Origin of the sequence: Dawidia cretensis, from assembly GCF_018598175.1 — a bacterium.
In the GTDB taxonomy this organism is placed as follows: domain Bacteria; phylum Bacteroidota; class Bacteroidia; order Cytophagales; family Cyclobacteriaceae; genus Ohtaekwangia; species Ohtaekwangia cretensis.
In genome coordinates, this window is record NZ_JAHESE010000015.1 from 99,362 (window position 1) to 125,618 (window position 26,257).

General features: G+C 53.2%; 16 protein-coding genes. 5 read left to right on the plus strand and 11 right to left on the minus strand.

Going from position 1 to position 26,257, the window contains the following annotated elements; translation table 11 throughout:
- Positions 1–320 precede the first annotated feature (320 nt).
- The 6 genes from KK062_RS15695 to KK062_RS15720 form a co-directional block, all read right to left on the minus strand.
- Entirely contained in the window at positions 321–2,891 is a 2,571-nt protein-coding gene (locus KK062_RS15695; protein ID WP_254085268.1) for a cellulase family glycosylhydrolase, read from the minus strand.
- Positions 2,892–2,917: 26 nt separating this feature from the next.
- Positions 2,918–5,344 (minus strand): beta-galactosidase GalA, encoded by a 2,427-nt coding sequence (galA, locus tag KK062_RS15700; protein WP_254085269.1) that lies wholly within the window; start codon positions 5,342–5,344, stop codon positions 2,918–2,920.
- Positions 5,345–5,366: 22 nt separating this feature from the next.
- On the minus strand, positions 5,367–6,545 hold the full coding sequence (locus KK062_RS15705; protein ID WP_254085270.1) for a glycoside hydrolase family 53 protein: 1,179 nt from the start codon (positions 6,543–6,545) through the stop codon (positions 5,367–5,369).
- Positions 6,546–6,628: 83 nt separating this feature from the next.
- Positions 6,629–7,708, minus strand: coding sequence for a SusE domain-containing protein (locus tag KK062_RS15710; RefSeq protein WP_254085271.1), 1,080 nt, complete (start codon positions 7,706–7,708; stop codon positions 6,629–6,631).
- 32 nt (positions 7,709–7,740) lie between these two features.
- The gene (locus tag KK062_RS15715; RefSeq protein ID WP_254085272.1) at positions 7,741–9,327 is read right to left on the minus strand and encodes a RagB/SusD family nutrient uptake outer membrane protein; all 1,587 of its coding nucleotides are present in this window, start codon (positions 9,325–9,327) and stop codon (positions 7,741–7,743) included.
- A 19-nt stretch (positions 9,328–9,346) separates the two neighbouring features.
- Positions 9,347–12,316: a SusC/RagA family TonB-linked outer membrane protein gene (locus tag KK062_RS15720; RefSeq protein ID WP_254085273.1), complete on the minus strand. Its 2,970-nt coding sequence runs from the start codon at positions 12,314–12,316 to the stop codon at positions 9,347–9,349.
- A 227-nt stretch (positions 12,317–12,543) separates the two neighbouring features.
- Here KK062_RS15720 and KK062_RS15725 point away from each other — a divergent pair, with 227 nt between their 5' ends.
- Positions 12,544–16,644, plus strand: coding sequence for a hybrid sensor histidine kinase/response regulator transcription factor (locus KK062_RS15725; protein WP_254085274.1), 4,101 nt, complete (start codon positions 12,544–12,546; stop codon positions 16,642–16,644).
- A gap of 81 nt (positions 16,645–16,725) precedes the next feature.
- Here the strand turns inward: KK062_RS15725 and KK062_RS15730 are convergent, their stop codons facing one another.
- From KK062_RS15730 to KK062_RS15740, 3 genes are all read right to left on the minus strand, one after another.
- Complete coding sequence (locus KK062_RS15730; protein ID WP_254085275.1) at positions 16,726–17,307, minus strand: gluconate 2-dehydrogenase subunit 3 family protein; 582 nt, start codon at positions 17,305–17,307, stop codon at positions 16,726–16,728.
- A 10-nt stretch (positions 17,308–17,317) separates the two neighbouring features.
- Positions 17,318–19,021: a GMC oxidoreductase gene (locus KK062_RS15735; RefSeq protein WP_254085276.1), complete on the minus strand. Its 1,704-nt coding sequence runs from the start codon at positions 19,019–19,021 to the stop codon at positions 17,318–17,320.
- A gap of 126 nt (positions 19,022–19,147) precedes the next feature.
- On the minus strand, positions 19,148–21,022 hold the full coding sequence (locus KK062_RS15740; RefSeq protein WP_254085277.1) for an ABC-F family ATP-binding cassette domain-containing protein: 1,875 nt from the start codon (positions 21,020–21,022) through the stop codon (positions 19,148–19,150).
- Between the two features lie 179 nt (positions 21,023–21,201).
- Here KK062_RS15740 and KK062_RS15745 point away from each other — a divergent pair, with 179 nt between their 5' ends.
- From KK062_RS15745 to KK062_RS15755, 3 genes are all read left to right on the plus strand, one after another.
- Positions 21,202–21,726: a hypothetical protein gene (locus KK062_RS15745; protein WP_254085278.1), complete on the plus strand. Its 525-nt coding sequence runs from the start codon at positions 21,202–21,204 to the stop codon at positions 21,724–21,726.
- Positions 21,727–21,921: 195 nt separating this feature from the next.
- Positions 21,922–23,040 carry a glycoside hydrolase family 18 protein gene (locus tag KK062_RS15750; protein ID WP_254085279.1) on the plus strand — a complete coding sequence of 373 codons (1,119 nt, stop codon included), beginning with the start codon at positions 21,922–21,924 and terminating at the stop codon, positions 23,038–23,040.
- Positions 23,041–23,144: 104 nt separating this feature from the next.
- Positions 23,145–23,531 carry a VOC family protein gene (locus tag KK062_RS15755; protein WP_254085280.1) on the plus strand — a complete coding sequence of 129 codons (387 nt, stop codon included), beginning with the start codon at positions 23,145–23,147 and terminating at the stop codon, positions 23,529–23,531.
- Positions 23,532–23,608: 77 nt separating this feature from the next.
- On the opposite strand, the gene trxB is transcribed toward KK062_RS15755, so the two are convergent.
- Both trxB and KK062_RS15765 read right to left on the minus strand, forming a co-directional pair.
- On the minus strand, positions 23,609–24,550 hold the full coding sequence (gene trxB / locus KK062_RS15760; protein WP_254085281.1) for a thioredoxin-disulfide reductase: 942 nt from the start codon (positions 24,548–24,550) through the stop codon (positions 23,609–23,611).
- Between the two features lie 44 nt (positions 24,551–24,594).
- Entirely contained in the window at positions 24,595–24,924 is a 330-nt protein-coding gene (locus KK062_RS15765) for an ArsR/SmtB family transcription factor (RefSeq protein ID WP_254085282.1), read from the minus strand.
- A 159-nt stretch (positions 24,925–25,083) separates the two neighbouring features.
- Here KK062_RS15765 and KK062_RS15770 point away from each other — a divergent pair, with 159 nt between their 5' ends.
- Positions 25,084–26,250, plus strand: coding sequence for a toxin-antitoxin system YwqK family antitoxin (locus tag KK062_RS15770; RefSeq protein ID WP_254085283.1), 1,167 nt, complete (start codon positions 25,084–25,086; stop codon positions 26,248–26,250).
- Positions 26,251–26,257: the final 7 nt, after the last annotated feature.

Sequence of the window (26,257 nt, forward strand, 5' to 3'; positions counted from 1 at the left end):
GCCTCCCTGGATTCAGGCCTAACCCAGGCATGTCTTACTCCTATATAGCGTAGATCATCCGTGGTTCAACCGTGGAACATCTATGGAGGAACCCTGTGGCAGACTCGAAGGACCCCCGACGAAGAATGCCTTTTTTTCGTCCCGGCTCCGATTCTCCACGCAACTCCTTCCCCCCTCCTTGGAACCCTAAATTCTATTTTTTCAAACCAACGAAAATTATTTCAAAACAGCTCGTCAAAACTGATCCAACAGGTGATCAACACGTGATCACCTACTGTACAGCTGGCGCAAAGTTTGAGCACAGTCTTAGGCTGTCGCGTTTATTCCAACCGCACACTCTCGATCACCAGCTCGTGCGCGCTGTCCAACGCGGCACCCGTTAAGCCCGGTCCGATAGAGATCTGCAATGTTTCAACTTGGTCCAAGGCGAAACCAGACACAGCCGAAGGCACGAAGTAATATGGTAAGAACGATGGATACGGTCGTGGCAATGTTACAACCGATACGGGCTTTACGTCCGCGAGCGCCAAGCTATAGTCGCTGGTGCGGACGTCCACGGTCACTGTGCCTCCATAGGCCGAGCCGTCACGCATGATCAGCGCCAGTTGTACTGGCAGTGGTGTCCCGTCCTTCGTGCGACCATGGAAGACGATACGTGTAGCCTTCGCTATGTCGCCATGTCTCCCCGCTACCTGGCGGCCAAAGAAATACCGCATAGAGTAGTCGTGTACCTGTTTACCCTGGCGGTTCTCGGGATCCAACTCAAACAGCTTCTTCACCGGCACCGCCAATTCAACACGTCCCGGTTCCGCCAGCGGCATCAAGCTGGTACCGGGTGTCCAATTACGCGAAAGCTTCGCTTCGTCTGCAGCTGCGAACAGGTATACTGCACTCTTTGCAGGTAATACGGGTACGGTATAGGGGTTGCCATAGAAATCCCAATCGTTCGCACCGCTCGGAATCCCGCCGGGATACGTTGTTGCTTTACCTCCTGCGCGTACAGTTATATAGTATCGAAGGGTGCCCGATTGCAGGAATGAGGGCGAAATCGTCGCGCGATATGTAAAGCCGCTACCGGCGTCCATCTGGATCACTTCGGGCTTCCAATGCTTTCCGTATACATAAAGCTCAACAGCGTCCGGTACTGTTGCGGTAATAATGTTTGCCTCTACGGTGTAAGCATCGCCTTCCGTGGCTGCTGTGAGCGGCTTGTGTAGCACGTACGTTTCCGTTACGCTTGAGCCCGGCGCGAAAAACTCCCGCAGGCCGATGTTGTTGTGAAGACGAACGTTCAAATCCCCGACCGTGGCGCCCTTTCGCGTTAGCAAATACGTTCCCGGCGTAACGGTAAACGAAGTTCCATCCGCGGTGGCCGAGAAAGCATTGCCCGCATTCATACCCTGCACGGCATATCCATCTTTCAAATCTGGTAGTTGGATATTGATCAACCGCGCACGCGACTGCACAACCGCCATCTTTTTAGAAGGGCTGGCCTTGCTAAACGGATCGTCCACCCACACCGCATCGGGCATAACTTCCAATCGCCATATGCCGGGTGTTACGCGATCGATGAAATAAGCACCCGTACCGCTGTACTGCACCACGGGCGAGTTGCCCCAGCCGGCGATCTCTTCCAGCTTCTCAGCAGCAGGAGGCACTGTGCGGGTGTTGTTCGTATAAAAGAACTTCTGCGCCGTCACCATTTGCGCGAGGTCCTGTTCATAGCTTACGCTAAAGTCCTCAAAGGTTGCATTAGCTGGATAGCGGCCATAGCTTTTGTACAGCGGCACCGTTCGGAATACTTCACCGGCAATCTTGAGGCTAAGGGCTTTCTGCGGTGCATACACCAGGTTCATATAGTGTGTGCCGTATTCGGTGTTGACGTCGGCCATGTAGGTCGGGTCGTAGGCAAACTGCGTGGCGATCTGCATGCCCGCCGTGCGGAAGCTGCGTGCCATCGCAGGATATATATACGACCGGCCTACGTCGGCGGCATCGAACTCGTATACCAGCTTGGCGATCTTCTTAAAGCCGGGATTTGCCGCAAAGGGTACGACGTAATTATCCACGTTGGGCAGCAGGTTGCCGCCCAGCTCATGATTGGAACCCAGTCCCGTGGGATACCATTGGAATGTTCCGCCCTGAATACCGGCATTGAAATACGCGTCGGCCAGATGAATGCTATGGCTGATGTTATAAAACACGGGCTTCTTGCTCCCGGTCTTTTTCATGGCCGTTACCATGCGTTTGATGAACGCAGTCACCTTGGCCGCCGGCTCTCCGTGGTGCGGCTCGTTCGATACCTCGAAGGCAATAATATCCGGATCGTTCTTATATGCCAAACCGGTATGTGGGTTGACGTGATTCAGGAACTGGTACAGGTAATTTTCCTGCGCGCGAATGGCGCCTTCGTTGGTCAGGCAATCGCCCTTGCCATACTTCGACGAGAAGCCGGGCGTTTTTTCATCGGGTGCGGGCCATCCGTTCTGCCAGTAGGCAATGGGGGTGATCATGAACTTCATACCGCGATCTTTCATCTTCTTGAGCATGTAGTCGAAGAGCTCCAGGTGTACGTTGTTTAACAGGTTTCCAACGCTATCGCTGATCTCGCAATCCCACACGTGTACGCGGTACAAATCAAAGCCCAGGCGGGCAAAGTGGTATACATCATCGTCGATGGCTTTCTTCAAATCAACACCTTGTTGTTTCGCTGTGCGGTAGGCAAACGCAAACGGCGCAGTGTAGTTCACACCAAAGGCACGTACCTCTTCGTTGGTTTTTCCCCACCGCATAATGCCGTCCTTGTCCACATACACATCGGTTCCTTTTTGCGCCCAGCTGGTGGCGCTGATAATACACGTTACGATCAACAATAATACTCTTGCCTTCATGCTTCTATATTTTTCCGTTCTCGATTTTATTTTGTGGCAGTCGCCTGTATTGTTGCCACTGCCGGCCGAAGCCCGTCACTGGTGGCATCCAATCGAATCGCACCCGCCGTCTTACCAGACTGTATAATCACCTGGCATTTACCATTAAACAACGATCGCTGCCAGGCACCGGGGGCACATTGATCTGCTTCGTGGCTACTGGGATCACCGTTACCCACACCGATGATCCGGGCGTCACCTTGCACACGAAAGCGCACAAGGTTGCCTGCATCCGGCACTTCCCTTCCGCGCTTATCTTTCACGGTCACGTTTATCACCGCAGCGTCACGTCCATCCGCTAATACAATTGTCCGCTCGGTCGAAAGCTCAATCACATCTGGTGCGTCCGTTGTCTGCACCTGTGTACGGATCGTACGCCCATGCTTTGTACCCACGGCTGATAATGTACCGGCACGGTATGGCACACTCCATTGCAAGTGCCGGTTACGCGGCATAGCCTTTTTACCCAGACTCTTGCCATTGAGGAATAGCTCGACCTGGTCGGCGTTGGAGTTCACCCACACGTCGATGTTCTTGCCTTCCTGCCCTTTCCAGTTCCAATGCGGCGAGATGTGGAGCACGTCTTTATCAGTCCACCACGATTGATAGTAGTAATAAATATTCTTGGGAAACCCGCACACATCCATGATACCGAAATGTGAGCTGATATTCGGCCATTGAAACGGTGTCGGCTCGCCACGATAGTCAAACCCCGTCCAGACGAAGCCGCCCATAAACCAGTCGTTCTCCGCGGCCAACGGCCACCACGCTTCAGCCGTGGAAGCCCACCAGGGTGCTGTAATATCCTGATCGGGCACATAGCCCTTGACCGAGTCCACCGCATAGATGCCCCGCGTCGTCACGGTACTTCCCATTTCAGTGCCTACGATCGGCTGCTCCGGATGATCCTGATGATAGGCCACAACATGCTTTTCGCGATAATTGAATCCACGAATGGGAATGACTTCATTTACACCCGGAAACACATTGCCGAGATCGGCCGCGTACGTGCTGGTACGCGTTGGATCGAGCTGGTGCTGCAAGGCCAGCATCGACAATGCGATGCGTTTGCCAAAGCTGTTGGTTTGCGCATAGCCTTCTTCGTTACCAATAGACCATAGAAATACGGACGGATGATTCCGGTCGCGTTCGATCAGGCGGCGGAATTGATCCTGGTACTCGGCCGAGCTGCTTAACAACCGGGCTTCGTCCAGCACCAACATGCCCAACGAGTCGCAGGCATCGAGCAGCTCCGGCGTCGGTGCGTGGTGGCTTGTACGATATGCATTGACGCCAAGCTCCTGCAAGCGTCGAATGCGGTAATAGTGCAGGTAGTCCGGCTGTGCCGATCCAACGCCCGCATGATCCTGGTGGCAGTTTACACCTTGAATCTTTATTCGTTTACCGTTCAGCGATAACCCGGTAGCCGCTTCGATCGTCACCGTACGAACGCCTAAACGCCGACGAACCTGATCGACTATATGACCGTCCTGCTTAACAACACTCACTACCTTATACAGGTACGGATCTTCCAACGACCATAACCGCGCATCTTTGATCGTCAGTTCCTGTTGCACGACCGCTGTGCTCCGGCCTGCCAATGCAACCGGCTTTTCAGCAGCCTGTACCAATACCTTACCGTTGCGATCGGTGATATAGGTCAGGACACTGCCCTGCCCGGCGGCCAATCCATCATTCATCACGGAAGTCTGCACAGCAATCGTGGCATCACGCCCCGCGACCGTGCTCTGAAAAAATACACCGTTCGACGCGACGTGCAGGTTCTCATACTGATTCAGCCACACATGGCGGTAGATTCCTGCCCCCTCATAGAACCATCCTTCATACTGCGAAGCGTCCACGCGCACGACCAGCACATTCTCCTGCCTGAACTGGATATAGTCGGTAATATCATATTCAAACCCCACATAACCACTTTCATTGCGACCCAGGTAAAAGCCATTCAACCACACCTGGCAATCGCGAAAGACACCGTCAAATTGAATGGAGACCCGCTTGCCTGAATCCGCTGGCATGATAACAAACGTCTTACGATACCAGCCGATGCTATTCTGCGGATACAACCCTCCCACCGGCTTGTACCCATGCCCCATGACATCGGCATTGTCCGAATTTTCAAACGGCAGAGCGATAGCCCAATCGTGCGGCAGGGTTATACCCGTCCACGCCTGATCGTCAAACTTCGGGCCAACGGCCGTGCCGCCGGCTTTGCCCGCCTTCGAAAACAGGTTAGCGATGGTGAAATTAAAATCCTTCGTAGCATCGGCTGCGTGGCCCAGGTGGAACTTCCACCCTTCATCCAGCAATAGATGCTTTCGAGGTGTTTGAGCAGACAGCGTGGCCGTAGTGAGCACGGCTGCCAGTATCAATAAGGCAGTTCGTTTCAAAAGCATATCCCGTTAAAAAGTAGAGAGACTATTCTTCCATGTAGTGGATCGCCGGGATCGCATTACCCGAAAAGTCGAAGAGCGCGCAGTTCTCCCACGACGATCCCGCGCCCCAGGTATCCTTCATGTTGGAGCTGATATAGGCCGGTTCCCAGTAGATCATACCAAGGCCGCCACCATCGTGCACTTCCTGCGCCATATCGCGCAGCAGTTTTTCGAGTCCCTGACGGGTGTACGAATAGCCAGGCAATATGGGATCGCTTCCAAACAGGTTTGTGTAGCTATCCTGCGCTTCCATCGTCCACGGATAAGCCGTTTCCAGGATCATCACGTCCTTGTTATACGCGCTCTTAAACCCGGCAATGGTCTCGGAAAGCTTGTCGGGCGCAACGGTTGTATGCCAGAGCGGATAGTATGAAAATCCGACAATGTCAAAATCGGTTACACTGCCGGTAGTGGTCAGGTTATCAAAGAACCATTTGACGTTCTTTGGATCGGCAATGTGTAGAATCACTTTGGTCTTGATCGTCGACTCGTCGGCTACATCGCGCACGGCGTCGATGGCACGATTGATCACCGCACCGGTCTCTGCCCATTTCCCCTCGCAGACGTTGCACGTCGGAAAACCCTCGGGCGCATCCGTAAACAGCAGGCCACAGTTTGTCTCGTTACCAATCTGTACCAGCTCGGGCATAAGTCCCTTGCCGTTCAGGTAACGCAGCGTCTCGAACGTATAATTGTAAATGGAATCTTTCAGTACGTCGGGCTCCGTAATGTTGGCCCATGCCGCAGGAACGTCCTGAGCGGCAGGATCAGCCCACGTGTCGGAATAATGGAAGTCAAGCAGTACTTCCATGCCTTCCTCCCTCGCACGACGGATAGACACCTCTACGTCCTTCAAATCACTATACATTTTCTTACCGTCGGCACCGTATACCTCCTTCGTCCAGGAAGGGTTGTGCCACAGCCGCAGCCGCACCAGGTTTGTACCGTGATTCTTAAAGATCACATACGGCGACTGTTGCTGGCCATCGTCTTTATAGACGCCACCGTGCTCTTCGATCTGATTGACGTAGGAAAGATCTGCACCGTAATATGCCAGCTTTTGTTCTGTCTGGGCTGTGGCCCCGTCGTCGTCCTGACAGGCCACCAGCGCTACCGAGGTCAGCACAATGGCCACGTATATTCGTATATAATGAAAGCTCATGGTTTTGTTGTAAAACATCCTCACCCCGCCAGGCAACGAAACCGAAGGCGTATGCCGGTTCCGTGCCTGTGGGGTTCGGGACGTTATTCTTGAGGAATCAGCAGAAACTGCCTGGTAAGGTCGTTGAAGAGGATGGTATAGCTGCCCGCGACAATTTCAATTTTGTCGTCGTTACCTGCGGGCACAGCCGTGCCGTAGAGCTTGTCGCCTACACCGACGGTACCCCACTGGGCCGTCCAGCCATCCGTTGCCAGTTTAATGGCGACATCGGCATCAAACGTATAGTCAAGCGTCCACACGTGCGGATTCGCCGCGGTATTGGCCATGGGGATCAATGCCCAGCCACTAAAGTCACCGGTGATATTAACACCTGTGTAGTCCGGCGCGCTCGCCTCATCATAACTTTCCAGGGTATATTTCATTTTCAGAATGTCCAGCGAAAAGGTATAATAACCGGCACTGCCGACCATGAAGGCGCCCGGGTCGGGATCTGCATCTGTTGCGCGGAAGAACACGTCCGAGCCATTCACGCCCCACATCGGCGCCCAGAGGCCCTGGTACGCCAGGATCTTGAGCTGGCCGGCATTTAAGTGCCCGGTGAACGTATAGGTGAAGTTGTCTGCCTCGCTGCGGAACATCGGGCTGGCCACGTTGGCATCCCATCCAAATTCGGCGGCGTCACCTACCTGGAATATGGTTAAATACGGAGGCTCGGCAATATAGGGCGTCACCTTCAGCTCGACTGTATTGGAATAGCGCGAGTCGACAGACGTCGACACATCCGAACGAATGCGCACGACCACGTCTGCCACCTCTTCGCCCGGCAGCTCTTCCGCCAGCATCATGTCGTTCAGTTGTGTCACTGTCAACGCCACCTCCGGCGTTGCCCCCAGGATTACCATACGGGGCGACTCAAAGTTATCGCTCTTCTTATCAAGCTCCAATGTGTAGGTTACCGCCGCAGAAAAACCATATTCCGTATCGGTACGCTCAAACACTACCGCCGTTTCGGCAGCCGTTTCCATCGTCAGCACAATCTCAGCCTTCGAGGCCGTGAGTTGCGAATCTTCACCCGGCGACAGCACCGTATTGGTGCCGTCTTCATCACAGGCGGCCAGGACCAGCAGGCATACGCCTATCGTATAGCTTAGTAATTTCTTCATAGTTGTCTGTTTTAAAAACATCCGCGACATGATTAATAGCCGTTTACCTTCGGATCAAGATTCGGATTGGCAATCAGATCCGACTGCGGAATCGGATATAGTTTGCGGTAAGACTCTACCCCGCGGCCATTCTCTACTCCACCTTTCCAGGGCCACAGATAGGTGTCCTCGGTAAAGCGACCAAAGCGGATCAGGTCCGTACGCCGCACGGCTTCGCTCGCCAGCTCGCGTCCACGTTCGTCGATGAGAAAATCCAGTGTAAGCTGTCCGTCGGTAATGTTACCGCTGGTATTGTTGTAAGCACGCTCGCGCAAGTCGTTTACATACCCCAACGCCTCGCCGCGGCTTCCACCCTGTCCATTGCGCAGGACGGCCTCGGCATACAGGAGGTATATGTCTGCCAACCGGAACATCGGGAAGTCGGTATCCACAAAGATGACGTGTGATCCGGGCTGGCCCGTAGAGGTGATGTTTTTAAATTTGATGATCGGATAACCGTCTGTCTCCGAAGCAACACTTCCGATCTCCAGCGTGTAACCCTCGGTAAAGAACATCTCACGCTCATCGATACCGCTGCCAATCGGCGGAAACAAGTCCACTATGTTTTTCGTAGCGCGCGGACCAGACCAGCCTGCGTCGATACCGTATTCCACATTTTTACCTCTCGGAATGGGGCCTTTCAAAATATAGTTCATGCCGCCATAGCTTTGAATACGCAGGCCGTCAGACGCCACAGGAAAAATAACTTCGGTAGACTGATCATTATCGGCCAGGAAGTTGTGCTCAAAATTTTCTTCCAGCGTGTAGCCGGCATCGATCACCTTCCTGGCATAGGTAATGGCGTCTGTATAGCGCCCCTGACCGGTGTACACTTCGGCATTCATGTACAATCGGGTCAGCAACGCCCAGGCTGCAGCCTGATCGGCACGGGCGTATTCATTCTGACGGGCGGGTACCAACTCTGATTCGATGGCCGTCAGCTCACTTTCGAGGTAGGCAAACAGGTCTGCACGTGAGATCTGTTTCGGAAAGAAAGAGCCTACTTCGTCAGTTTCGGTGACGAACGGCACGCTGCCGTACAGGTCGATCGCATGCCAGTAGCTCAATGCACGCAGAAAGCGCACCTCTGCCCGGTAATGTTTGGCTTCTTCGAAATCCGCACCGGTAATGCCGCGCTCACTCAGTTTGCCATCGGTCGTTTCGCGAATAAACTCGTTGCAGATCGCTACCTGATAGAATATACGGTAGTACAGCGCTTCTATAAACTGGTTGGTGCTCGTCCAATCCATGGAATGCAGGTTCGGCAGGCCTGCATCGGTCCAGCTGATCACGGCCTCATCCGTAGACAGTTCCTGTAATTGCCAGTATTGGCGCAGGTACGACGAGAACCCTTCGTTTCCACCTTTGATGTCCGGATTGCCTTCGGGACCTTGTGAACCTGTCAATGCCAGGCCGGAATATGCCTTGGCCAGGATGGACTTATAGTTGGCAAAGTCTTTATAGATATTGGCCGATGTATCTTCGTATTTAGGAACCTGGTCCAGGTCGTCGGTACAGCCGAGCACGCCCAACGCCAGCGTGGCGGTGAAGGCTATATTTTTGATGAATGTTGTCTTCATGTGTTTCGCTCCGTTAAGATTAAAAATCAAGTGTCAGACCGAGTGTAAATACGCGCGGACGCGGATAGAACGAGTTGGTCAGACCGGTAGAAGTCTCCGGATCGAGACCGCTGTAGTTCGTGATCACAAACACGTTCTGACAGGTAGCCGACACGTTCACGTCGAGCTTCTCTTTGACCACCTTTCCCACGTGGTAGCTCAGGTTGATGTTATCCATGCGCAGAAACGATGCGTTCTCGACGAAATGATCCGAGTATTGACGATTGGCGTCGTTCGGCCCCACGAACCGGGTATCATATACCGCTGCGGATATATTGACCAGGTAACCGCTTTGCGACACGTTGGAGAAATATGCATTGGCGGCACTATTGTTATACACGTAGTTCCTGAAGGAAGCCCGCGCCACCATGGACAGGGTAAAGCGATCGTACGAAAGCCGGGTATTGAAGCCCAGAAACACATTCGGCGCGGGGTTGTGATAGCGGTATTTGTCGTCGGCCGTGATCTCGCCATCGCCAGTCAAATCCTCGTACACACCCTCCAGCGGAGCACCCTGTTCATTGTATACCTGCTTGTATACATAAAACGAGTATGGCGCATACCCTACCGTGTGGATCTGGATGCGGTTGCCCACGCCCCCACCGATGTCTCCTACTTCAATACCCGCTGAGCTTTCATTGGCGGTTTTACTGAGGCGCAATACTTCGTTTTTGTTATAGGTAGCATTGACGCCGATATCCCAGGCAAACTTGCCGCGCTCCACGGCCTTCACATTCACCGATGCTTCCACGCCGCGGTTTTCCACTTCGCCTACGTTGGTAAACAGGCGGTTTGTCAGGTTCGAGCCAGCCGGCAGCGGAATCTCGGCCAATAGATCTTTTGTCTTCTTTTGATAATAATCTACACTACCATAGACCTTCCCGGCCAGGAACTCGTAGTCAATCCCTACATTGTACGATTGCGTCTCTTCCCACTTGATGTTAAAATCATATCCTTGCGCGCGCAGCGTGCGGATGTAGGTATCGCCAAACAGGTAGCTGGCCTCTGCGTTGCTACGTACATAGCGCGCCAGGTACGGATAGTATCCTTGCGATGTCGCACCCAGGTCCTGTTGACCCGTTACGCCATAGCCTGCCCGAAGCTTTAGATCGGTAAGGCCTTTCACATCCTGCATAAAAGGTTCGTCCATGATACGCCACGCCAGGGCCACCGAGGGGAAAGTACCCCAGCGGCTGTCGGGACTAAACCGCGACGATCCATCGCGACGCAGCGTTGCCGTCAACAGGTAACGGTCTTTAAAGCTATAGTTCAAACGACCAAAGAAAGATACCAATACATTTTTCAGCTCTACCGGCTCGACACGGTTTAGCGTGTCTCCCTCGTTCTGAATGCTGAGGGTATAGCTGGCAGGGTTCTTAGTGGTGAAGCTTTGATATGAATAACCTGCGGTAACATCCACCTTACTGTGTAGGCCGGGCAGCTCTTTTACATAATTCAGGTAAAAATCCAGCAGGTTGTTCTGCTTCTTTTGTGTATAGACATTGTGCGTGCCGCCCTGGAGCATCACCGAAGCCATCGTCGCCGGTAATGTGGTCGTACCATCGCTTTCCGAAATGTCATAGCCCATGTTGAGATTGGCGCGTAGCGCGGGCAGGAAGTGCAGCTTGTAATCCAGCTGCAGATTGCCAATGCTCCGTTTAACATCGGCTCGACCGTCTTGCTGGCTCAGGATACTTACGGGGTTGCGTGGAGCAAGACCAGTAGGATTACCGTTTCCCTGGATCCATTCGAAGTAGCCATCGTAAGCCGGGTAGTCGGCACGGATGGGTTGCGTCGGGTCGAAGGATGCTGCTGTACCGATTGCTGCCTCGTCGGCGAACTGGCTTTCGGTCATTAAGCCTTTCAGGCTCATGTTCACTTTCAGGTGATCGTCCAGGAACGTAGGATTGAGGTTCAACGCAGCCGACGTTCTTTCGAGCTTCGACGACAACAGGATCCCTTCCTGGCTCAACCGGCCAACCGATAGCCGGTAGGGTATTTTTTTAAAGGCGCCGCTCAGGCTCAGATTATTGTCATAAGTATAGGCATCACGGAAGATGGCATCCTGCCAGTCGGTATTGGCGGTACCGAGACGGGTTTTGTCGCCAGCGTTCGCATATTGGCCTACTACCGCACGAAACTCGTCAGCGCTTAACACGTCGAGTGTTTTTACTACTTTAGAGACCGACCCCTGCGAGCTGAAGTGCACCTGCATCTTGTCGCCCGCCTTACCTTTCTTGGTCGTGATAATGATGACACCGTTGGATGCACGCGATCCGTAGATTGCGGTAGCGGATGCATCTTTTAGAATGTTAAAGCTCTCGATGTCGTCGGGGTTGATAAGCGACAGTGGGTTGGGTGAACCGGCCGTGCGGTCGTTGTCCAGGGGTACACCGTCGATCACAATGAGTGGGTCGTTGCTCGCATTGAGCGATGACCCACCGCGGATGCGGATCTGGCTGCCGGAGCCGGGAGCGCCACCGTTGGAGGTAATTTGTACGCCCGCGACCTTGCCCATGATGAGTTGGTCGGCCGTTACATTCTGTCCTTTGTTAAACTCTTTGTTTGTTACGGCCACCATGGCGCCGGTCACATCTTTCTTGGTCTGCGTACCATAACCGACCACGACCACCTCACCCAGCGTGAGAATATCCGGGATCATCCGCATATCCACCGTGGTCTGGCCGTTGATGGCCACTTCTTCTGAAAGGTACCCGATAAACGAAAAGACAATCACGCCTCCTGTCGCCTGATCCGCCGGCACTGTCAACGAGTATATGCCTTCAGCATCCGTTGCGGTGCCGACGGCGGTTCCTTTAATAAGGACATTTACACCCGGCAGTTCCGCCCCGTTCTCATCTGTCACCTTTCCCTTCACGATCTGCTGTGCCAGCAGGCTGCAGCACCCCGTTATCAGGAATGAAAAAATGAAGAGTAATTTTTTGCTCATACGAACTGGTTATGTTTATTCAACCGTTTGCAAGTTATTATGCAACCCGTTGCGGAGACTGCCACAAATCCTACAGGAAGCAACAAAATCCAACCATTTTAGAGAATAATCCTACCTTTCGAAGTACTTTTCGACAAGGTTTCCCAAAGGACCGAAAACGGTTTCCGGAAATCGATTCCTGACGTGCTAAAAAGCGTCTCTATTTTACCTGTGCAAGCTGGTGCCGTATGGCGAGACATGTGTTGCGATCATTCCTGAACCTATTCCCACGGCGTAATGACTGCCGGCGGGTGGCAATGATCACCTGCTGCCTGTGGGCGGGCACGCTTCACGTCGCTGCGCAAGATTCGCCGTTGTTCTCGACGTTGTCCATGCACGACGGCCTGCCGTCCAACATCATCAGCGCCGTCGCCCAGGATACGCGCAACTTCATCTGGGTGGGCACCGCCAACGGCCTGTGCCGCTACGACGGCCACCGGTTCCTTACCTTTAAGCAAACGGAGTCAGAACATTCCCTCACCACCAACGAGATCAGCTCGCTCGTGGCCATCGGCGACTACCTCTGGATCGGCACATGGAAGGGCCTCTGCCGCATCCACACCGGCACGTTTGAAGTAACACGCATCCCCCTTGGCGAAGACCGCATTGTGCGCACGCTCGCCCCCGGCCGCCGGGGTATACTCTGGGTCGGAACGGCTACCGGTTTGATTCGCTATGATACATACACCGGCACGCACAGCGTACTGACGGCCGAGGCCAATCACCTGAGCCATAACACGGTCCGCGCCATTTATGAGGACACTGCCGGCACTGTATGGGTGGGTACGTACGATGGTTTAAATAAACTGCCGTCCGGGCAAAGTACGTTCACGCGCTTCGATCTGAAAAAGCCCTATAAGCCGGCGCTCAGGAATAACCTGATCTGCGGCGATATCCGTCCGTATTCATCCACTTCCGACTCGCTGCTTTGGGTGGGCACCGAAACGGGCCTCTGCCTGTTTAATACGTATACCGGCCGCTACCAACAGTATACCGAGCGCAACACCCGCTTCAGCAACGAGGTGATCAAATGTATATACCCCGATGCCCACGGCAACCTGTGGCTGGGCACGGACTTTGGATTGAATGTATTCGACCCGAAGACCAGCGAGGCCCACGCCTATTTTCACAACCCACGCCTGCCCTATTCCATTGCCAACAACGTTATCTGGCAGATCTTTGAAGACAATGCCGGCATCACCTGGTTTGTAACGTCTAACGGCTTGAGCCGCATGAACGGCTTCCAACCGTTTTACCGCTACCAGGAAGTATCCTACCCGCTGGCAGACCAGACGGTGGGCAACCAGGTAAAGGCCGTATTGGTAACGCGCAACAATGTGCTGTGGCTGGCCACGCTGCACGGTGTAATTCGCATCGACCCCGAGAAAAACACGCGGCGTGTATTTGAAGCCGGCTCGCCGGAGAACAACCGCATTCAGCTCAACAATACGTACGCCCTGGAAGAAGATGACTATGGCCGCATCTGGATCGGCACCGCGGGGGGTATCAATGTATGGGATGAGGCGCAGCAAAAGATGTATGCCATACCCGCCAATGCTACAAATGGTCTCACGTCGAATTACATCGCCCGCTTCACAAAGGGTACGGACGGCTCGTTTTGGGTTAGCGCGTGGGAAGGCGGTTTGTTTAAAGTCGTCGGCAATTTCCGCGAGCTGCAAGCGCTGCGGTTCGAGCGCGCCGGAGAATTTGGTTCACCCAAAACCGTCAGCGGCGCCAACGCCATCTGGACAACACCGTACACGGGGCTGCTGCGCATCGACCTGCAAACACACAAAAGCACGTCCGTGCCCTCCTTCAACCGGGTGGCCGGACGCCAGGACATCAACTGTTTTTATTTCTCGCGCAACGGCCGCCTTTGGGCCGGTACGACCAATGCACTGATCGAGTACAATCCGCAGACCGATTCGGCAATACGCCATCCGTTGGTCATGGGCAAAGACATTCTTCCCGCCAGCATTACCGAAGACGCCACCGGTAACATCTGGTGCGCCGCCGGCAACCTCTTGCTCAAGCTCTCCGCGCAAAACGCGCAGGTCGAGCTATTACCCCTGGATGATGAGATTCCCCTCAAGAGCTTTTTCGAAGGCTGCGTCACCCACACGCCGGCCGGCGAGATCATCTTTGGCGGTGACAACGGCTACGTCACCGTATCGCCCCAGGTAAAACCCAACAGCTTTGCACCACAGGTATACATCACCTCGCTGGAAGTGAACCACCACCCTCTCCTGCCCGGCCAGACCCTCGACGGCGAAACCTTGCTCACACAGGATATTGCCGTAACCCCTTCGCTGGAATTGGAGTACGCCCATCGTTCGATCGCTTTTGAGTTCTCGGCATTGCATTATTGGAAACCCGCGGCCAGTGTCTATGCCTACAGGCTGGACGGCTTTGACAACGATTGGAATTATGTATCGGGTGAAAAGAACTTTGCCGTCTATTCCAATCTGACGCCCGGCACGTATACCTTCCAGGTAAAAGGCACCAACAACTACGGCCTCTGGAGTCCGCATGTTGCCACGGTGCAGATACGCGTACATCCGCCCCTGTTGCTCAGCCCGCTCTTCCTGGTATTTTATGCGGTCCTGATCGTCGCGCTGATCCTCCTCGCCCTGCGCACGTATACCTCGCGCTTAAACCTGCGCAATGAGCTGCGTATTACCCGGCTGGAAAAAGAACACGCCGAAGAGATCGTACAAACCAAGCAGCAGTTCTTCACGAATATCTCGCACGAGCTGCGCACACCCATCAGCCTCATTCTACCGCCCTTGCAACAGTTGCTCAAACGCGGTGATTTGCCCGGCGAAGGTCAGTTGCTGATCGGACTGGCCGAGAAGAATGCCCAACGCCTGCTGCGGCTGGTAAACCAGATCTTAGACTTCCGCAAGCTGGAAGACGAAGCCCTCAGCCTGCGCATGACAGCGTTTGACCTCGTACCGTTCTGCCGTGAGCTGTGTGCGCTGTTCTCGGACAAAGCCGGCCGTCACGACATCCGCTTTAGTTTTGCATCGTCGACAGAAAGCTGTCGCATCTGGGCTGACCAGGAGAAAGTAGAAACCATTCTATTCAACTTGCTCTCCAACGCATTCAAGTTTACACCGCGTGGCGGTAGCATTACCGCGACGTTGACATTAGCCACGGAGCTGCCCGGCTACCGCGATGGCGCGGTGCAGCTTGTTGTAGCCGACACGGGCATCGGCATCGCCACCGAAGAGCTGCCGCGCATCTTTGATCGCTTCTACCAGACCGACGCCGCGCAGAAGATGGAGATTGGCTCGGGCATCGGCCTGACGCTCGTGGCCGAGTACGCACGTCTCCACCAGGGCGATATCCAGGTGACCAGCATACCCGGCCAGGGTGCCACCTTTACACTCACACTGCCGTTGGGCAGTGGGCACTTGCCCATCGACTCACCGGCACAGCAAGAGATCGACCTGGTCGCTGTGAAAGCAGACCATGCCGGCGCAGAAGAGAATACATACCATTTAGGACTTGCATCAGACAAACCCCTGATCCTGATCATCGAAGACAACGCCGACATTATTACCTTCATACAGGCCAGCCTGCACGACAAGTATAATTTCATCACGGCATCCAACGGCGAAGAAGGACTGGACAAAACTACCAGCTTCCTGCCCGAGCTGATCATCAGCGACATCATGATGCCGGTCATGGATGGCCTTACCATGTGCCGTCAGATTAAGAGCAACCCCAAGACCAGTCACATTGCTGTCATCATGCTGACGGCGCGTACGCTTACATCTCAGCAGGTAGAAGGACTTCGCACGGGGGCTGATAGTTACCTTACGAAACCCTTTGACATTGATCTGCTGGAAGCGCACATGGATCACTTGTTACAGCGAAAACAGGAATTGGCCGATTACTTCCGGCACGAATTGATATTACAGCCTGAAGAAGGCTCGGGTGAGAATGTGGATGATAAGTTCATCAAGAAGGTCATGAGCATTATCGAAGCGAACATTGCGAATCCCGAATTCAGTGTGGAGATGCTGAGTGATGAAGTGGGAATGAGCTCGACGCATTTATACCGGAAGCTGAAGTCCACCACCAGGCTATCGCCAAACGATATTATTCGGAAGTATCGGATTAAGAAGGCCTCGTTGCTGTTGGCGAATAAGGAAGGTAATATCTCGGAGATTATGTACGCGGTGGGTTTTTCAAACCTATCGTATTTCTCAAAATGTTTTAAAGGGGAGTTCGGAATTACCCCGAAAGAATATCAACAGAAAGCCGGGACGCGAAGACCCTGAGGCCTCTATAAAACACCACCGGCCTGTCATCTATCAGACAACAGGCCGGCAGCCACACTATATACTTTACTTAACTTTAGACTAAGTTGCCCAGGTCTTACCATTACCCGCTTCTGACACCGGGATACAACCCTTATACGCGCCAGGAACAGCCACATACTGCAGTATCTCCGAAGCACCCACTTTCGAAGTGAAGAATCCCAGCAACGTGAGTTCCTTCGTCTTCATCAAAAAGTCGCGGTATGCCGGTGCATTCTCGGTAGTATCGTTTAACACAGCGCTGTGGATTTTATTCACGAACGCAGTTTGTTTCTCGGGGTCCAGGTCGATGAAGGCGTCGCCGTGCTCTTTTTGAGCTTCTTCGTCAAAAGCTTTCAGGCTGGCCAGGTACTTGTCCTGATCTTCTTTGGTGTATACCTCCTTCAGCATCTGGTCGATGAATCCCGGTACGCCGATTTCTTTGGCGCCGGGGGTATCGGTCTTCGGGATGATGATCTCGGCCACCTGTGTTACCAGGATGCCTTGCTGGTCGTTAAAGAACGACGGTTTCCAGTCGATTGTCGGTTTGGCGGCACAGCCTTTCAGCAGGCCTGCCAGTGCCGGCGCGGATATAACGCCCCCCATGATCCAGGCAGTGCGTCGTAATGCTTCTCTGCGATCCATATCGTAATGATTACAGGTTTTGTTTCTTCAATTCGTTTACTGCGAAATCTACTGCGCGGGCCGTCAGTGCCATGTAGGTCAGCGACGGGTTCTGGCAGGCAGACGAGGCCATGGCCGAGCCGTCTGTTACGAACACGTTCTTGCAGGCGTGTACCTGGTTGAATTTGTTCAGTACCGATGTCTTGGGGTCTTTGCCCATACGGGCAGTACCCATTTCGTGAATGCCCAGGCCGACACCGATCTTGTTGTCGAACGTGTGTACATTCTTATAGCCGGCAGCCTCGAGCATTTCGGCAGCATCGGCGGCCATGTCCTTACGCATTTTGTATTCGTTGTCGTGCAGGTCGGCATCGAATGTGAGTGTAGGCAGGCCGTATTTGTCTTTCTTGTCTTTGTTGATGTATACCTTGTTGTCGTGGTACGGCAGGATCTCGCCAAAGCCACCCATACCGATGGTCCATCCACCCGGCTTGGCAGCCGCTTCTTTCAGGCCCGCGCCGAGGCTGAGCTCAGACACCAGGCTTGACCATCCCTGACGGCTGGCACCACCCTGGTAGCCAAAGCCGCGCAGGTAGTCGCGCTTGTCGCCGCCGATGTTCCGGTAACGCGGGATATAGAAGCCGTTGGCTCTGCGGCCAAAGTAATATTTGTCTTCATAGCCTTCTACAGACGCACCGGCACCCACGCTCAGGTGGTGGTCCATAATGTTGTGACCCAGCTCGCCGCTGTCGTTTCCAAAGCCGTTGGGGAAACGGTTGGAGATCGAGTTCTGCATAATGAAGGTTGAACCGAAAGTAGACGCACACAGGAAGATCACTTTTGCAAAGAATTCCGTCTGCTCTCCGCTCTCCGCGTCAAGTACTTTCACGCCGGTGGCTTTTTTCTTCTGTTCGTCGTAGACCAGCTCATATACAATGGAATTCGGACGCAGCGTCATGTTGCCCGTCTTCTCGGCGGCCGGCAACGTAGAGGACACACTGCTGAAATAGCCACCATACGGGCAACCGCGGCTACACAGGTTCCTGTACTGACAGGTGCCCCGTTGCGGGCTGTGCGGCACGGGCGCGGTAGCGTGCGCTACACGGCCAATGGTCAGCGCCCGATCAAATTTCGTTTTAACTTTATCTTTTAAGTCGATCTCGACGCAGTTCAGCTCCATGGCCGGCAGGAACTGGCCGTCAGGGAGTTGTGCGAGACCATCGACACTGCCGCTGACACCGATGTATTTTTCAACATAGTCGTACCAGGGAGCCAGGTCGTTGTAACGGACCGGCCAGTCAACGCCGATCCCGTCTTTTGCGTTGGCTTCGAAGTCCATCGGGCTCCAACGGTAGCTTTGGCGGCCCCACATGATGGAGCGGCCACCTACGTGGTAACCACGCATCCAGTCAAAGCGGCGTACTTCGGTGTAAGGGTTTTCAAGGTCGTTTACAAACCAATGCTTGGTGGCTTGCTGAACGGTGTATCCGGTGCGGGCCTGTACGCCCTGTTGTTTCAAATCTTCCTGTGTGGGTCTGCCCGCGTTGGGGAAATCCCACGGGTCTTTCGTCGCTGTCGGGTAATCGGGGTGCTTCACCATCCGGCCACGCTCCAGCACGAGCGTCTTTAGTCCTTTTTCGGTGAGCTCTTTAGCTGCCCATCCACCGCTGATACCTGTCCCCACGACAATAGCATCATAGGTGTTCTTCTTCTCCGCGTCTGTGTTTAGGTTCATGTTCGAAATAAAGTTTGCTTAAAGTTATATCATTCGATTGAACTAAGCTGAATTTTATTCCAACGGTAGAATATTATTACGCGTGTTTAGAATGTTTTTAAATAATGCACAGGTTCGCGGATTCGTTTACATAAGCTCGGCTAATTCCAGCCAGCGCAGCGTTTTTTCGTCAATAGACTTTGTGATTACCTGAATCCGCGCCGACCACTCCTGCAACTGTTTGTGATCAATGGCACCCGAATTCATTTTGCCGGCGATCTCGTTTTTCTCTTGTTCAAGCTTGTCGATCTCGGCTTGTAGTTTCTCGTATTCCTGCTTCTCCTTAAACGAAGCTTTCTTTTTCTCTTTGGTGTCGGGCGTCTTGACGGGTTCAGGCGTTGCAGCCTTCTTCGGCTCGGGTGCAGCACCAAGCGCTTCCTGCTCTTCTACCCAGTCGCGGTAGTCGGAATAGTTGCCGTTAAAGAGCCGTATTACTCCGTTGCCTTCAAACACAAACAGCTGGTTTACAAGATGGTCCATGAAATAGCGATCGTGTGATACCAGCAACAGGCATCCCGAGAACTTGTCCAGGAAGTCTTCCAACACATTTAGTGTGTCAATATCAAAGTCGTTGGTAGGTTCGTCGAGGATGAGGAAGTTGGGATTGGTCACCAACAACTTGAGCAGCTGCAGACGCTTCCGCTCACCACCGCTCAGCTTGTTGATATAGTTGTATTGTTTGTCGGGGGGAAACAGAAAGGAATCCAGAAACTTGGAAGCCGATACCTGCGAACCGTCCGACAGTGTAATGAACTCGGCAATCTCTTTCACCTCTTCAATCAGTCGGTTTTCGAGATTCAGCGTAATGGACTCCTGGGTGAAGTATCCATACTTCGTCGTGACACCCGGATTGATCTCACCGCTATCGGGCTTCAGTTTGCCCGTGAGCATGTCGAGAAAGGTCGACTTGCCGATGCCGTTCTTGCCGACGATGCCGATGCGGTCGTTCTTTTTAAATACAAAGGAGAAGTCGGTCACGATGGGCAGCGATCCGAAATTCTTGTTGATATGTTCTACTTCCAGGATCTTGCCGCCTTGACGGGACGAATTGATGTCCAGCTCCATCTTGTCTTTGCGCAGGTCCTGTGAAGCCTTTTCCTGCAGGTCATAAAATGCCTCAACGCGATACTTCGCTTTGGTACCGCGCGCTTTCGGTTGACGGCGCATCCAGTCGAGTTCTTTCTTGAGCAGGTTGCGCGCCTTGGAGACTTCCGCCTTTAAGATCTCTTCACGCTGTTCTTTCTTTTCCAGAAAGTATGCGTAGTTGCCTTTATAACGGAACAGCTGCCCCCGGTCGATCTCGATGATCTCGTTCGCCACGTTGTCGAGGAAGTAGCGGTCGTGGGTCACCATGATCAGGGTGATGTTGGCACCCGCCAGGTAGTTCTCCAGCCACTCAATGGCCGATAGGTCCAGGTGGTTGGTGGGTTCATCCATGATGATGAGGTCGGGCTCTTGCAACAGCAACTGCGCCAGGAAGATACGTTTCTTCTGACCACCCGAGAGCTCGCTGAATTTCTTATCGAAGTCGGGCACGCCCAGTTTCTCGATCACCTCGTGCACCTTGGCTTCATAGTCCCAGGCTTTCAGCTCTTCCATCCGCTCCAGCACAGCCTGCATTTTTTCCGGCGAGGTATCAGGATGGTGAATACAGTCTTCATATTCTTTTACGACTTTGGCGATCTCGTTGTCGTCGTTAAACAGCACATCTTTCACGGTCAGGCCATTGGCCACGACGGGTTGCTGCGTAAGATACCCCAACCGTTTGCCCTGCCGAACACTGACTTTTCCGGCATCGGGCGCAAGCTCGCCTGTAAGAATCTTTAACAAGGTTGATTTTCCGACACCATTATTGCCAACCAGGGCCAATTTCTCGCCCTGTGAAATGCCCAATGTAATGTCTTTGAAAAGCCAGCGATCGGAGAACGTCTTGCCGACGCTTTCAGCGGATAAGTAATTCAAGATCTGAAAAATTAAGGATCAAAAGTACGCAAATCCCGGCAGCGTATCCGGGTGGGCGAGTAATTAATGTTTTCGACAACCGCCCTGCACGTGTAATATTTCCAGGACGATTCAAAAAAATACACTCTTCCGAACCGCTATCCTTGCATCGTAACAACGCCTGAATTACTGTGCTGCGCATGCGCAATCCATATCTACCTGTTGCCTGGCTGACGGCCTCGACCATAACGCTTGGGTCGTGCACGTTCGACGACGCATCGCGATTCAACAATCAGTTTATCGTGGACGGAAAATCGTATGCGCTGGTATCGGGCATTGCGATCGCGCAGCCGGATCCGCCGGCGGAAGAGAGTACGGTACAAGTGTGGTCGGTGACCCTGGACTCGCCCGGCAAGGCGCGTAAAATACACAGCGTGTCGTTCGACCTGTATACCGACGCGGCCGAAATGCTTCCGGAAGGAACCTACACGTTTGACGCCGAACACGTGCAAACCGGGCAGACCTTTTACCACGCGGATGCGACAGTGAATTATGACCGGGAACGACAAGAAGGCGGCCAGGTGTACAAAGAGCTTGACGGTGGCACCGTGACCATCCGCCTGCTGGACGAAGCCCGTCGCGACTACGCCATCTCGTTTGATCTGTCGCTGAACCAGCGGCGGGTGAAAGGATACTACCGCGGCGTGGTAGAAGTAGCGCGCTGATCAGTCCGACAAAAAGTTAAACAATTATTTTTAATTGTGCTATGCAGAAGAGCTCCGGCCAAACCACCGGGGCTTTTTCATTTTTATACACACACAGCACAACCCCGGCCTCACCCGGTCAAATATCCGCTCATACGAAAAATCATCCAGCGATCACAGCAATCTGCGACCTTGTCATCTTCAACCCAAGCATTCATGACAATTTTTCGCACGCTCTTAGTTGTGCTGGCACTCATGGTCAGTGCCAGTCTTCACGCTCAAAAAGCTTCTACCCCATTTTCTGTAATTGCCTATTACTCTGCCGGCCCGGAAAAGGTCGATAGCATTCCGGCCAAAAAGCTCACCCACATCATTTACAGCTTTTGCCACTTAAAGGGCAACCGGCTCAACGTCGACAACGCCCGCGACTCGGCGACGATCCGCGCGCTGGTGGGGTTAAAGAAACAGAACCCTGACCTCAAGATCATTCTTTCGCTTGGCGGATGGGAAGGCTGCCCCACCTGCTCCGATATATTTTCCACGGACGCCGGTCGCACCGAGTTTGCACAGTCTGTACATCAGCTGAGCCAATACTTTCACGCCGACGGCCTCGACCTCGACTGGGAATATCCTTCTATCCAGGGCCCTCCCGGCCATGCGTATGCCGCCTCCGATAAGGAAAACTTTACCGAGCTCCTGCGCGTGCTGCGCAAGACCACGGGGCCCGCGTATGAATTGAGCTTTGCCGCCGGCGGTTTTCAAAAATACCTGGACGAGTCGGTGGATTGGAAAGCCGTCATGGCGATCGCCAATCGTGTCAACCTCATGACCTACGACCTCGTGCACGGTTACTCTACGCGCACGGGCCATCACACACCACTATACTCACATCCCGATCAACATGAATCGACCGACAATGCCGTGCAGTATCTTATCAAGCTCGGTATACCCCGGAACAAACTGGTGATCGGCGCCGCGTTCTACGGCCGCATGTGGGAGAATGTCGCCGATGTTAACAACGGGCTGTTTCAATCGGGCAAGTTCAAGTCCTTTATCGACCATCGCCGGTTTGCAAGCGAGCTAACGCCTGCAAAAGGTTTTCAACAGTATTGGGATGCTACCGCAAAAGCACCTTATCTCTACAACGCCAAAGACAAGCGCTTTGTCACGTTTGACGACAAACAGTCGATGAAGCTCAAGACCGAATACGCCATCGATCAAAAGCTTGATGGTATCATGTTCTGGGAATGGACGTGTGATGCACCGAAAGACGGACTGCTCGATGTTATCGACAGCGTGAAACGCGCGCGCTTTTCCGAGAAAGCAAAAAAATAATACATAGAAATAATACGCGGTGGCATGATCTGTTACGGACAGATCATGCCGCTGTTGCGGAATGATTTTTTACCGTCTGTAGGTCTTACTAAAACCCCTTTATTATGTTAACCTTAAAAGACGCGAAAGCCTTTAGCGGCTTTTCTGTAAAAGACCTCCCACAAGCCAGGAAGTTTTATCAGCAGACGCTGGGACTGAATGTATCCGAAGAGGATGGCATGCTGCTCTTACACCTGGCCGACCGGAGCGATGTGCTCCTTTATCCCAAAGACAATCATCAGCCGGCTACCTATACAGTGCTCAATTTCCCGGTAGACGATGTTGAAAAGACCGTGGATGCGCTCACCCAAAGCGGCGTGCAGTTTGAACGTTACGACGACCCGTCGTATAAGACCGATGCCAAAGGCATATCGCGCGATAACGGAGGCCCGGTCATTGCCTGGTTCAAAGATCCTTCCGGCAATATTCTTTCAGTCCTCGAAAAAATGTGAGGTGCGCAAAGACAAACGTGCTCCGTGGTTGTTACCACAGAGCACGTTTGTTATACGTGCTACGCTAGCCGGGCGTATTATGAAACGACCTCCAGCTCCTTCGCTGCCAGGAAGCGTTCCGCCTCCAGTGCCGCCATACAGCCGGTGCCCGCTGCCGTGATGGCCTGGCGGTAGTTCTTATCCTGTACGTCGCCACAGGCAAATACACCCTCGACGTTTGTTTTAGCCGTTCCGGGAACGGTGACAATATATCCCTGATCGTCCAGTGTGATATAGTCTTTAAAGATGTCAGCGTTAGGTTTGTGGCCGATGGCCACAAAGAAACCTTCGATGGGAATCTCTCTTACTTCACCTGTGGCAGTGTTCTTAATCCGCACGCCGGTTACTACGGCGTCACCCAGTACTTCATCCGTTTCTGAATTATAGTATACGTGGATGTTCGGCGTTTTCAACACGCGGTCTTGCATGATCTTCGACGCGCGCATGCGGTCTTTGCGTACGATCATGTGCACCTGTGTCGCCAGCTTGGAAAGATAAAGTGCTTCTTCGCATGCCGTGTCGCCGGCGCCTACGATGGCTACCTCACGACCGCGGTAAAAGAATCCGTCGCATACGGCGCAGGCCGATACACCACCGCCGTTCAGGCGTTTCTCGGAGGGAATACCCAGCCACTTGGCCGTAGCCCCTGTAGAAATAATCACGCTCTCGGCCAGCAGCTCGGTTTGCTCATCGATGGTGACTTTAAACGGATAGCCCGAAAAGTCGACACTGGTGGCCATACCCATACGAATGTCCGTACCAAAACGCTCGGCCTGCTTCTTCAGGTCTTCCATCATATGCGGACCCATAATACCCTGGGGATACCCCGGGAAGTTCTCGACATCGTTTGTCGTCATCAGCTGACCGCCAGGTTCCATACCCTGGTACATTACGGGCTTCAGGTTGGCGCGGGCGGCATAGATGGCAGCCGTATACCCGGCGGGGCCTGAGCCAATGATCAGCGTCTTAATCGTTTCCATACTGTCTTATTGTAATATTTCGTTAGGTTATATACAAAGAAAAATTAGTCACATAAATTGGGCGTTACCGGCTTGGAGAACATATTCACAAACATGTCGCGTGCTTCTTCCCATACGGTCACGTCGATGCAATAATTCACCTTCGGGCCTTCAATTTCGCCCTTGATAATGCCGATCTGCTTCAACTCTTTTAAGTGCTGATTGATGGTCGACTGCGACAACGGCAACTCTATTACCAGGTCGCTGCAGATACACGTCTGGTTATTCAGCAGGTATTCCATGATCGCTACGCGGGCCGGATGGTCAAAAGCCTTTGCCAACAGGGCCATGCGATTCTGGCGTTTTTCGAAGAGTTCTGATTTTGTAATGCCCATACTGCTCTTATAACGTAATATTACGGTAAATAGATTCACCAGGCAAAACAGAATAAAAATCTGTGAGCAAAAAATATAAATAGCTGAATATCAAACAAAAAGAAAACATCAACTTTCGTAGCTTTGGCCCCACCCTATTATAAAAGACCTTAAAAAATTATGCTATACCACCGTGTATTTGTTGTGGCCATCGGCTTACTCCTGACTTTTCCGACCTTTAGCCAGCGAACCGAATCCGTTGCCACGGCCCCCGCCGCCAAACACTCCGCCATCGACGTACGCGACTCTCTTGCGCAGACACTCCTTACCGAGGCTTTCGGCACGCTTCAACCCGGCATCATGACACTGCTGGCCGACAGTGGCGCCAGCAAGAACCGGCAGAAGACGGGGCGCTGGAATCACTATCACTGTCAACCGTGCAGCACATGTCCCGCCACGCCGTTGCGTTATGACTCGCTTGTCCAATGGAGCACGCATGATCCTGGTAGCGTGCTCTTGCTAAAAGAAACAGGCTTATATCAAGAGGGTAAGCGCGAAGGCGTTTGGCACCAATATGAATCCTACCGGATAAGCCCACCGTTCGGCTGGTCGCTGGTCCGGGAGGTTATGTACAGGGACGACAAACAAAACGGATGGCAAATAACGTACGGCTATGTACCGCCCGACTCCGTGTTGGGGCTTCTCACGCCCCGGCAGTATATATCCGGCAAACGATACCTGGAAAACGACATCGCGCGTGGGCCGATGTTTGAGTTCAACGAATCCGGCGACACGGTGGTCCTGGGACAACTGGTCAATGGCCATGAGCAGGGCATGTTCCACTATCGGTATGACACGATGGCGACCGGCCGCTTTGATCGGGTCTATGAGAATGGGCGGCAAATAGAAACAATCTATTATCACCGGAACGGCAACGTCGCCTCGCGCGGCCTGTTTATCGATCATAATCCGCATGGTATTTTCCGGTCCTATAACGAAGGTGGCATGCTCGTGCTGGAACAGACTTACAAGGCAGGTATACTCGATGGCCCCTCCCACTACTTTTATGAAGATGGAAAACGGATGATGTCCGAGACCTTTGTGAATGGTGAGTCCAACGGTCGGCGTGTACGCTACCATCGCAACGGTCAAATTTCCGACGAGGTCGCCATGCACGACAATAAACCCTGGACGGCGTTGTCTTGCTTTGATCCACAGGGCAAGGAAAAGAGAAAGGGCACACTTAAGAACGGCACCGGTTCCCTGAAACTCTATAACGATGCCGGGCAGCTGGTCGCCATCGAATTTTATCAGGAGGGCGACCTGCTCGAAACCCAGCAGCGTTAAGGAGTGA

Excerpts from the sequence above, each read along its gene's own strand:
- KK062_RS15695 (WP_254085268.1), bottom strand. The coding sequence starts at position 2,891 with ATGAAGGCAAGAGTATTATTGTTGATCGTAACGTGTATTATCAGCGCC.
- galA (WP_254085269.1), bottom strand. The coding sequence starts at position 5,344 with ATGCTTTTGAAACGAACTGCCTTATTGATACTGGCAGCCGTGCTCACT.
- KK062_RS15705 (WP_254085270.1), bottom strand. The coding sequence starts at position 6,545 with ATGAGCTTTCATTATATACGAATATACGTGGCCATTGTGCTGACCTCG.
- KK062_RS15710 (WP_254085271.1), bottom strand. The coding sequence starts at position 7,708 with ATGAAGAAATTACTAAGCTATACGATAGGCGTATGCCTGCTGGTCCTG.
- KK062_RS15715 (WP_254085272.1), bottom strand. The coding sequence starts at position 9,327 with ATGAAGACAACATTCATCAAAAATATAGCCTTCACCGCCACGCTGGCG.
- KK062_RS15720 (WP_254085273.1), bottom strand. The coding sequence starts at position 12,316 with ATGAGCAAAAAATTACTCTTCATTTTTTCATTCCTGATAACGGGGTGC.
- KK062_RS15725 (WP_254085274.1), top strand. The coding sequence starts at position 12,544 with ATGGCGAGACATGTGTTGCGATCATTCCTGAACCTATTCCCACGGCGT.
- KK062_RS15730 (WP_254085275.1), bottom strand. The coding sequence starts at position 17,307 with ATGGATCGCAGAGAAGCATTACGACGCACTGCCTGGATCATGGGGGGC.
- KK062_RS15735 (WP_254085276.1), bottom strand. The coding sequence starts at position 19,021 with ATGAACCTAAACACAGACGCGGAGAAGAAGAACACCTATGATGCTATT.
- KK062_RS15745 (WP_254085278.1), top strand. The coding sequence starts at position 21,202 with ATGCGCAATCCATATCTACCTGTTGCCTGGCTGACGGCCTCGACCATA.
- KK062_RS15750 (WP_254085279.1), top strand. The coding sequence starts at position 21,922 with ATGACAATTTTTCGCACGCTCTTAGTTGTGCTGGCACTCATGGTCAGT.
- KK062_RS15755 (WP_254085280.1), top strand. The coding sequence starts at position 23,145 with ATGTTAACCTTAAAAGACGCGAAAGCCTTTAGCGGCTTTTCTGTAAAA.
- trxB (WP_254085281.1), bottom strand. The coding sequence starts at position 24,550 with ATGGAAACGATTAAGACGCTGATCATTGGCTCAGGCCCCGCCGGGTAT.
- KK062_RS15765 (WP_254085282.1), bottom strand. The coding sequence starts at position 24,924 with ATGGGCATTACAAAATCAGAACTCTTCGAAAAACGCCAGAATCGCATG.
- KK062_RS15770 (WP_254085283.1), top strand. The coding sequence starts at position 25,084 with ATGCTATACCACCGTGTATTTGTTGTGGCCATCGGCTTACTCCTGACT.